The organism is Rhodopseudomonas sp. (assembly GCF_048594845.1).
Lineage (GTDB): Bacteria > Pseudomonadota > Alphaproteobacteria > Rhizobiales > Xanthobacteraceae > Rhodopseudomonas.
In genome coordinates this window covers 1-7756 of record NZ_JBMDXE010000027.1, presented here as the reverse complement: position 1 = coordinate 7756, position 7756 = coordinate 1, and the positions used below count along the sequence as shown (strand labels likewise).

9 protein-coding genes are annotated in these 7756 nt (G+C 66.7%); 5 read left to right on the top strand and 4 right to left on the bottom strand.

Annotation, left to right across the window (positions count from 1 at the left end):
* Positions 1-57: 57 nt before the first annotated feature.
* Both ACOJTD_RS01625 and fabI read right to left on the bottom strand, forming a co-directional pair.
* Positions 58-651 carry a histidine phosphatase family protein gene (locus ACOJTD_RS01625; RefSeq protein WP_420131198.1) on the bottom strand — a complete coding sequence of 198 codons (594 nt, stop codon included), beginning with the start codon at positions 649-651 and terminating at the stop codon, positions 58-60.
* 131 nt (positions 652-782) lie between these two features.
* Entirely contained in the window at positions 783-1604 is an 822-nt protein-coding gene (gene fabI / locus ACOJTD_RS01620) for an enoyl-ACP reductase FabI (RefSeq protein WP_420131197.1), read from the bottom strand.
* 192 nt (positions 1605-1796) lie between these two features.
* Between fabI and ACOJTD_RS01615 the strand changes: the two genes are divergently transcribed.
* The 3 genes from ACOJTD_RS01615 to ACOJTD_RS01605 all read left to right on the top strand — a co-directional run bounded on the left by ACOJTD_RS01615 (position 1797) and on the right by ACOJTD_RS01605 (position 4326).
* The gene (locus ACOJTD_RS01615) at positions 1797-2285 is read left to right on the top strand and encodes a sigma-70 family RNA polymerase sigma factor (protein ID WP_420131196.1); all 489 of its coding nucleotides are present in this window, start codon (positions 1797-1799) and stop codon (positions 2283-2285) included.
* Positions 2286-2453: 168 nt separating this feature from the next.
* Complete coding sequence (locus tag ACOJTD_RS01610; RefSeq protein WP_420131195.1) at positions 2454-3227, top strand: anti-sigma factor family protein; 774 nt, start codon at positions 2454-2456, stop codon at positions 3225-3227.
* A gap of 277 nt (positions 3228-3504) precedes the next feature.
* Entirely contained in the window at positions 3505-4326 is an 822-nt protein-coding gene (locus tag ACOJTD_RS01605) for an alpha/beta fold hydrolase (protein WP_420131194.1), read from the top strand.
* A gap of 110 nt (positions 4327-4436) precedes the next feature.
* Here the strand turns inward: ACOJTD_RS01605 and ACOJTD_RS01600 are convergent, their stop codons facing one another.
* Both ACOJTD_RS01600 and ACOJTD_RS01595 read right to left on the bottom strand, forming a co-directional pair.
* The gene (locus tag ACOJTD_RS01600) at positions 4437-5414 is read right to left on the bottom strand and encodes a DnaJ C-terminal domain-containing protein (RefSeq protein ID WP_420131193.1); all 978 of its coding nucleotides are present in this window, start codon (positions 5412-5414) and stop codon (positions 4437-4439) included.
* A 117-nt stretch (positions 5415-5531) separates the two neighbouring features.
* Positions 5532-5927: an RT0821/Lpp0805 family surface protein gene (locus ACOJTD_RS01595; protein ID WP_420131192.1), complete on the bottom strand. Its 396-nt coding sequence runs from the start codon at positions 5925-5927 to the stop codon at positions 5532-5534.
* 135 nt (positions 5928-6062) lie between these two features.
* On the opposite strand from ACOJTD_RS01595, the gene pdxH reads away from it, so the two are divergent.
* Together pdxH and ACOJTD_RS01585 are read left to right on the top strand one after the other, a co-directional pair.
* Positions 6063-6701 carry a pyridoxamine 5'-phosphate oxidase gene (gene pdxH, locus ACOJTD_RS01590; RefSeq protein ID WP_420131191.1) on the top strand — a complete coding sequence of 213 codons (639 nt, stop codon included), beginning with the start codon at positions 6063-6065 and terminating at the stop codon, positions 6699-6701.
* Complete coding sequence (locus ACOJTD_RS01585) at positions 6698-7471, top strand: SDR family NAD(P)-dependent oxidoreductase (protein WP_420131190.1); 774 nt, start codon at positions 6698-6700, stop codon at positions 7469-7471. The genes pdxH and ACOJTD_RS01585 overlap by 4 nt, the downstream gene beginning before the upstream one ends.
* The last annotated feature ends 285 nt before the right edge of the window (positions 7472-7756 follow it).

Below are 7756 nucleotides of genomic sequence, written 5' to 3'. Positions count from 1 at the left end.
TCATCCGACTTCGCTGCGCGAAGCCACCCTCTCCCACAAGGGGAGAGGGTTTGGCGCCTAGCTCACGATCTCCATCCCGCCATCGCGGAAGACATAGACCGACCCCTGAAGGATCAGACCTTCCAGCGCCGTCGTCGAGGTTTTGACGCCGCAGGCGACCATCAGCATGCGGCAGGTGCCGACATGGCCGACCGCGACGGTGTCGGCGGTCACCGAGGACAGCCAATCGGCGATGAACGGATACCGATCGGCGTAGCTCTCCCCGCGGAGCGGCGCGACGTTCCAGCGGTCGGCATGGCGCGCGGCGTAAACCTCCGCGTCCGAGGCCTGCATCTGCTCGACCGTGAAGCCTTCCCAGGCCCCGTAGGTGATTTCGCGCAGCCGCTCGTCGGTCGCATATCCCTGCGCCGGCAGGCCGAGGGCGCTGCGGACCAGTTCCATGGTGACGCGGGCGCGGCCGAGCGGGCTCGCCACATAGGACAGCACCGCTGCGTCGCGCCTCTCGCGCGTCAGCACGTTGCCGAGCAGCCGCCCCGCAGCACTCGCCTGCCCTCGCCCCTTGTCGTTGAGCGGGATGTCCTGCGTCCCCTGATAGCGCCCGGTGGCGTTCCAGTCGGTCTCGCCGTGGCGGATGAAGTAGATGGTGGGCATGATCAGCCTATGCGGAAGCCGTCACCCTGAGGTGCGAGCGCAGCGAGCCTCGAAGGGCGACGGCGGGCGGGGCCGCATCCTTCGAGGCGCGTCCCGAGGACGCGCGCCTCAGGATGACGACGCAGTACCTGTTAGTCCTTGCCGCCGAGCGAGATGTCCGGGGCGTCGGGGTTTTTCATACCGACGACGTGATAGCCGGCATCGACGTGATGGACCTCGCCGGTGACGCCGCGCGACAGGTCGGACAGGAAGTACAACGCGCTGTCGCCGACCTCCTCGATCGACACCGTGCGACGCAGCGGCGCGTTATATTCGTTCCATTTCAGGATGTAGCGGAAGTCGCCGATGCCCGATGCGGCCAGCGTCTTGATCGGGCCTGCCGAGATAGCATTCACGCGAATCGCCTTTTCGCCGAGGTCGGCGGCGAGGTAGCGCACGCTGGCCTCCAACGCCGCTTTGGCGACACCCATCACATTGTAATGCGGCATCCACTTCTCGGCGCCGTAATAGGTCAGCGTGATAATCGAGCCGCCGTCGGTCATCAGCTTCTCGGCGCGTTGCGCGATCGCGGTCAGCGAGTAGCATGAGATCAGCATCGACTTGGAGAAATTGGCCTCCGAGGTGTCGATATAGCGACCATCGAGTTCGTCCTTGTCGGCGAACGCGATGGCGTGGACGACGAAGTCGATCTTGCCCCACTTCTCCTTCAGCACGTCGAACACCGCATCGATCGTCGCCGCGTCGGTGACATCGCAATGGCCGAGCACCAGACCGCCGAGTTCGGCGGCAAGCGGCTCGACGCGCTTCTTCAGCGCATCGCCCTGATAGGTCAGCGCGACTTCGGCGCCCTGCTCGCGGCAGGCCTTGGCGATGCCATAGGCGATCGAACGGTTATTGGCCACGCCGAGGATGACACCCCGCTTGCCCTGCATCAGGCCCGAACCAGTCGCCATGTCACTTCCTCTCGACTTGAATGGAAGCCCCGACCTACACCACCGCCCCGGCCGGGTACAGCCCGAATGTTCGCAAGCAAATTCAGCCATTTGACGCAATTCGACGCGCCGGAATAGGCGGCCTCGCGCGGTGTTATGATGGTCGGACCGGCGTGCAGAACCAAGCCGGGGCGGAGCGGCCACGGGCGAGCGATGAACGACTTCCGAGACGGCGTCGAAGCGATGATCCCGGCCCTGCGGCGCTACGCCCGGGCGCTGGCGCGCGACACCGATATCGCCGACGATTTGGTGCAGGACACGCTGGTCCGGGCGCTGCGCTCCGAGAAGCTATTTCTCGGCGGCGATCTGCGCAGCTGGCTCTACACCATCCTGACCAACCTCAATCGCAACCGCCGGCGCACGCTGGCGCGGCGTCCGACCTTGATGCCACTGACCGACACCAGCGCCGATGCCAGCGGCACCGAGGCCGAGGGCGACGACATCGCCCGTGCGCTGGCGACGCTGGTCGAGGAGCAGCGGGCCGCGCTGCTGCTGGTGGTGCTGGAAGGGCTGAGCTATCGCGAGGTCGCGGAGATCCAGGGCGTGCCGATCGGCACCGTAATGTCCCGCTTGGCCCGCGCCCGCGCCCATATCCGCGCCAGCCTCGACGGCGAGCGGCCGATGCTGAAACGGGTGAAGTGATGATGATGGGACAACTACGCGTCGCGGCCGTCATCCTGAGGTGCTCGCCGCTCGCGGCGAGCCTCGAAGGATGCGCCACGTCTTCTTGGTCCATCTTTCGAGGCCGTCGCTGCGCGACGGCACCTCAGGATGACGCTGATCATGTTTTAACGCTTAAGAGTTGCGACCATGACTGAGCCCCAGATCCCCGTCACCGAGGACGAGCTGCACGCGTATGTGGACGGCGAGTTGCCGGCCGAGCGGCGTGGCGATGTCGAGGCGTGGCTGGCGGCCCATCCGGCGGATGCCGAGCGGGTGCGATCATGGCAGGCGATGGCCGAGGCGTTGCACGCGCGCTACGACCGCGTGCTCGACGAGCCGGTGCCGGCGCGGCTGCAACTCGACCGGCTCAGCGCGGCGCCGCCACGGCGCTGGCTCGCCGGCGCGATCGCCGCGACGCTGGCGGCCTTCATCATCGGCGGCGGCACGGGCTGGCTCGCGCGCGGCGCTGCCACGACTCCGAGCACCTTCCGCAGCTTCACGGTCGATGCGCTCGATGCCCATCGGCTGTATGTCGTCGAGGTGCGTCACCCGGTCGAGGTCGAGGCCTCGGAGCGCGCGCATCTGCAGCAATGGCTGTCGAAGCGCGTCGGCTACACGGTGACGGCGCCGGAGCTGGAGGCCAGTGGCCTGAAGCTCGTCGGCGGCCGGCTGCTGCCCGGGCCCGACGCGCCGGCCGCGTTCCTGATGTACGAAAGCGCCAATGGCGAACGCTTCACGCTGTACACGTCGCGCGCCAACACCGATGCGGCGCAGATGCGCTACGCCAGCGATGCGCGCGACGGCGCATTGTTCTGGGCTGATCGCGGCGTCGGCTATGTGCTGGCCGGGCCGACCGACAAGGATCGGCTGAGCCAGGTGGCCAGGCAGGTTTATGCTCAGGCGGAGAAGGCGGGCGGTTAGTTAACGATTAGTTCGGCTGGCCGACGCCGTCCAAATTTCGACATTGATAATCGCGGATTCCAACATCGCCGCGCCTCACTGTCGTCCGACCGAATCACGATGCTTTGACTGCGTCCGATCCGCCGATCGACGCAGGCGGCCTTGGCCGGGGTTGCGCTGATCCCCCGACCGAGGTCGCCCCTTCAGCCCTCCTTACCCATTGTGTCGCAAGGCTGAGACTTCCCCTGGATACCTCTTTGGTATTTTATCACCGCCATAGTGGTGAAGAGGTACCAGTATGCAGGCCCAGTCTATCGAAACGTCCGCCGGGCGGATCGCCTACCGCCAATCCGCCGGCAGCGGACCGACGGTCGTGATCGTCCACGGCAATTCGGCCTCGTCGCGCGCGTTCGCGCGGCAGTTGAACGGCGCGCTCGGCGCCAAGTATCGGCTGCTGGTGCCGGACCTGCCGGGGCATGGCGAGTCGGCGGACGCTGCTGATCCGGCGGCGACTTATACGATGCCGGGCTACGCGGCGATGCTGCGGGAGTTGGCGGCTCAGCTCGGCGCGCTCGATGCGGTGTTCGTCGGCTGGAGTCTTGGTGGACACATCGTGCTGGAGGCTGCGCCGGATCTGCCGCAGGCCAAGGGTTTTGCGATCTTCGGCACACCGCCGATCGCCTTTCCACCCGCGATGGAGCAGGCTTTTCTCGCAACCCCCGCGATGGCCTACACGTTTCAGCCGGAGCTGAACGAGGAGCAGGCGCGCGCTTACGTCGCCGCAGCGTTTCGGCCGGGCGTCGCCGAGCTGCCGCCGGAAATGGTCGCGGATGTGCTGCGGACCGATGGCCGCGCGCGCGGCCAGCTCGCCGCCAGCATCGGACCGGACGGCTATCGGGACGAAATCGAGCTTGTGGCAAACCTGAGGCAGCCGCTTGCGGTGCTGCACGGCGCCGAAGAGCAGCTCGTCAACGGTACCTACTTCCAGACACTGACGATGCCGACGCTCTGGCGCGGCCAGGTTCAGGTGATCGAAGGCGCCGGCCACCTGCCGCAATGGGAGCAGGCCGACCGCTTCAACGCGCTGCTCGATGCGTTCGTGGCGGAGGTCAATGCTTAGGTAAGACAAGAGCCCCGACCGTCCGTCATTGCGAGAGAAGCGAAGCAATCCAGCTCAGTGCACTGTGCTGGATTGCTTCGTCGCTTCGATCCTCGCAATGACGAAGAGGATCACCCCAGATCGCTGCGCGGATGATATGGGTGGCTGTCCCGCCACTTGGTCATCAGCGCTTCGAGTTCGGCGTCGTGGCCGTCGGGCAGGACGATGCGGGTGATGACGAAGAGGTCGCCCGCGGCGCCGGCCTTCGGCAGGCCTTTGCCCTTGAGCCGGAAGATGCGGCCGCTCGAGGTGTTCTTCGGGATCGACAACTCGATCGCGCCGGTCAGCGTCGGGGCGCGGACCTTGGCGCCGAGCACGGCTTCGTACAGCGTGATCGGCAGTTCGAGGCGCAGGTCGTTGCCGTCGACCTTGAAGTACGGGTGCGGCGCGTAGTTGACGGTGATCAGCAGGTCGCCCGGGCGATGGCCGGGCGCACTTTCGCCCTGCCCCTTCAACCGGATCTGCTGCCCCGGACCGACGCCGGCCGGAATCTTGACGTTGAGTTCCTTGCCGGACGGCAGCCGGACGCGTTTCTCGGAGCCTTTCGCGGCCTCTTCGAGCGTCACCGTCATCGTCACGCTCTGGTCGAGGTCGGCGGCGAAGCCGCCGCTGTCGAAGTCGAAACCCGCGCCGCCGCCACGCGCGCCGCCGCGCATGCCGGCTGCGCCGCCGAACATCGAATTCAGGATGTCCTCGAAGCCGGCACCGCCGCCGCCGCCGCCGAAACCTCCGGCGCCGCTGCGGAAATTATACTGCTCGAAACCGCCGCCCGGGCCGCCGGCACGACCACCGCGCGCGCCGCCGCCCGGAAAGCCCTGGAATCGCGGCTTGCCTTCGGCGTCGATCTCGCCACGGTCGAATTGCTTGCGCTTGGCCTCGTCGCCGAGAATCTCGTTGGCGGAGTTGACCTCGGCGAAACGGGCGGCGGCCTTCGGGTCGTTCTTGTTCGCGTCGGGGTGATGCTTCTTGGCCAGCTTGCGATAGGCGCTTTTGATCGCCGCAGCGCTGGCGTCCCGCTGCACCCCCAGGACCTCATAGGGGTCGCGCATCCGTCACGTCTCCTTCAGAAATCAGGAATCGAACCATGGGCAGAACGCCCAGTCGAGTTTCATCTGGGGTGTTTGTGTCTGTTTTGCAACTGCTTTGGGCCGCTTTCGCGGGCCCCGTCAGCTGCGGCGCCAGGGCTTGAGCGAGCGGATTTCCCAATGTCCCTGTGCCGAGCGGCAGGCGGCGCCCTGCATCCAGCTCTCGGACCCTTCCTTCACGTAACTGGCGAGGAAGTCGCGGCAGGAGCGGCCGTCGGTCGTATAGGCGGTCGCGAGCGGCGTCACGGACCCGCGCGCACCGGTGGCGGGATTCTCCCACGGCTGACTCGAATCCTTGCCACCCTTCGTCAGAACGTCCGACGCGGCGATGCGCGCAAGCGCCAGGTCCGCCTCGCTGGGACCATCGGCCGAGGATTGCGCCAACGCGCCAATCGATCCCGTGAGGTCGGTGCCGTCCATTTGGGCAAAGGCCGACTCCTTGCCGCCGACGCTGCAGCCGCCGAGCCCCACCCCCATTAGAATGACTATCAGTCCGGCGGACCGGCCGATCGTCGATAGGACAACGCACCGCCGTGCCCTATATAGGTCTGGCCTATACAGAGCCGCCGTCGCGTTCGGGAGCGCGGTGAAGCACAAGTCGGATCCCCTCGCATGAGCGATACCTCCATCAAACACCACAGTGAGTTAACGTCCGGTGATTTCACCGCGGCGGAGAATCCGTTTGGCCTGTTCGCCGAATGGCTTGCGGAAGCGACCGCCTCCGAGCCGAACGATCCGAACGCGATGGCGCTGGCCACGGTCGATCCCGACGGGCTGCCGGACGTCCGCATGGTGCTGATGAAGGGCTACGATAACGATGGCTTCGTGTTCTACAGCCACATCGCCAGCCAGAAGGGCCGCGAACTCGCCGCCAATCCCAAGGCGGCGCTGCTGTTCCACTGGAAGTCGCTGCGCCGGCAGGTCCGCATCCGCGGCACGGTGGCGCCGGTGACCGAGGCGGAGGCCGACGCCTATTTCGCCACGCGGCCGAAGCAGGCGCAGATCGGCGCCTGGGCCAGCAAGCAGTCGCAGCCGCTGGAGAGCCGTTTCGCCTTCGAACAAGCGATCGCCAAGGTCGCAGCGCGGCATCTGGTCGGCGAAGTTCCGCGACCGCGGGGCTGGAGCGGCTGGCGGATCACGCCGTCGCGGATCGAATTCTGGCACGACCGCCCGTTCCGCCTGCACGACCGCATCGAATTCGGCCGGGACAATCCGGCGGCCCCCTGGACCAAGACAAGGCTGTATCCATGAGTCTCGATATCCCGAAGCGCGCGCCTGAAGGCAATGCGCAGCGCCGGACCATGATTCTGACCGGCGCCAGCCGCGGCATCGGCCACGCTACGGCGATCCGGTTTTCGAGCGCCGGCTGGCGGGTGATCACCTGCTCGCGGCATCCGTTTCCGGAAGAGTGCCCGTGGGGCGCCGGGCCCGAGGATCATATCCAGATGAATCTCGGCGACCGCGCCGACACGCTGCGCGGCATCGACGAGATCCGCGAGCGGCTCGACGGCGCGCTGGTGCATGCGCTGGTAAACAACGCGGCGATCTCGCCGAAGGCTGCGGGCGGCAAGCGGCTCGGCTCGATCGACACCGAGATGGACACATGGGAGCACGTCTTCCACGTCAACTTCTTCGCGCCGATCATGATGGCGCGCGGACTGATCGAAGAGCTCAAGGCGGCGAAGGGCTCGGTGGTGAATGTCACCTCGATTGCCGGCTCGCGCGTGCATCCGTTCGCCGGCGCCGCCTATGCGACGTCGAAGGCCGCGCTCGCGGCGCTGACCCGCGAGATGGCGTCGGACTTCGGCCCGATCGGCGTGCGCGTCAACTCGATCGCACCCGGTGAGATCGACACGTCGATCCTGTCGCCCGGCACCGAGAAGATCGTCCAGGAAGACATCCCGATGCGCCGCCTCGGCACACCGGACGAAGTCGCCAAGATCATCTACGTGCTGTGCACCGAAACCTCGTCCTACGTGAACGGCGCCGAGATTCACATCAACGGCGGCCAGCACGTTTAGTCTGCCGAGTCCAAAGCCGTCATCCTGCGGGGCGCGCGTAGCGCGCCTCGAAGGATGCGGCCACCGGGCGTGCGGCCCATCCTTCGAGGCCCGCAGCGCCGCGCAGTGCGCGGCTCAGCGGGCACCTCAGGATGACGTCGGGAATGGATTGGCAGCTCTGATCCCTCGGGCAACACAACTAATGAGATCACCACACGTCGTGGCCCGCACCAGGCCCGGGCCGCCGGGGGGGGGTGGTCCAGACACCCCGCCAAAAACCAAAACGCCGGGTCTTGTTGTATAAAA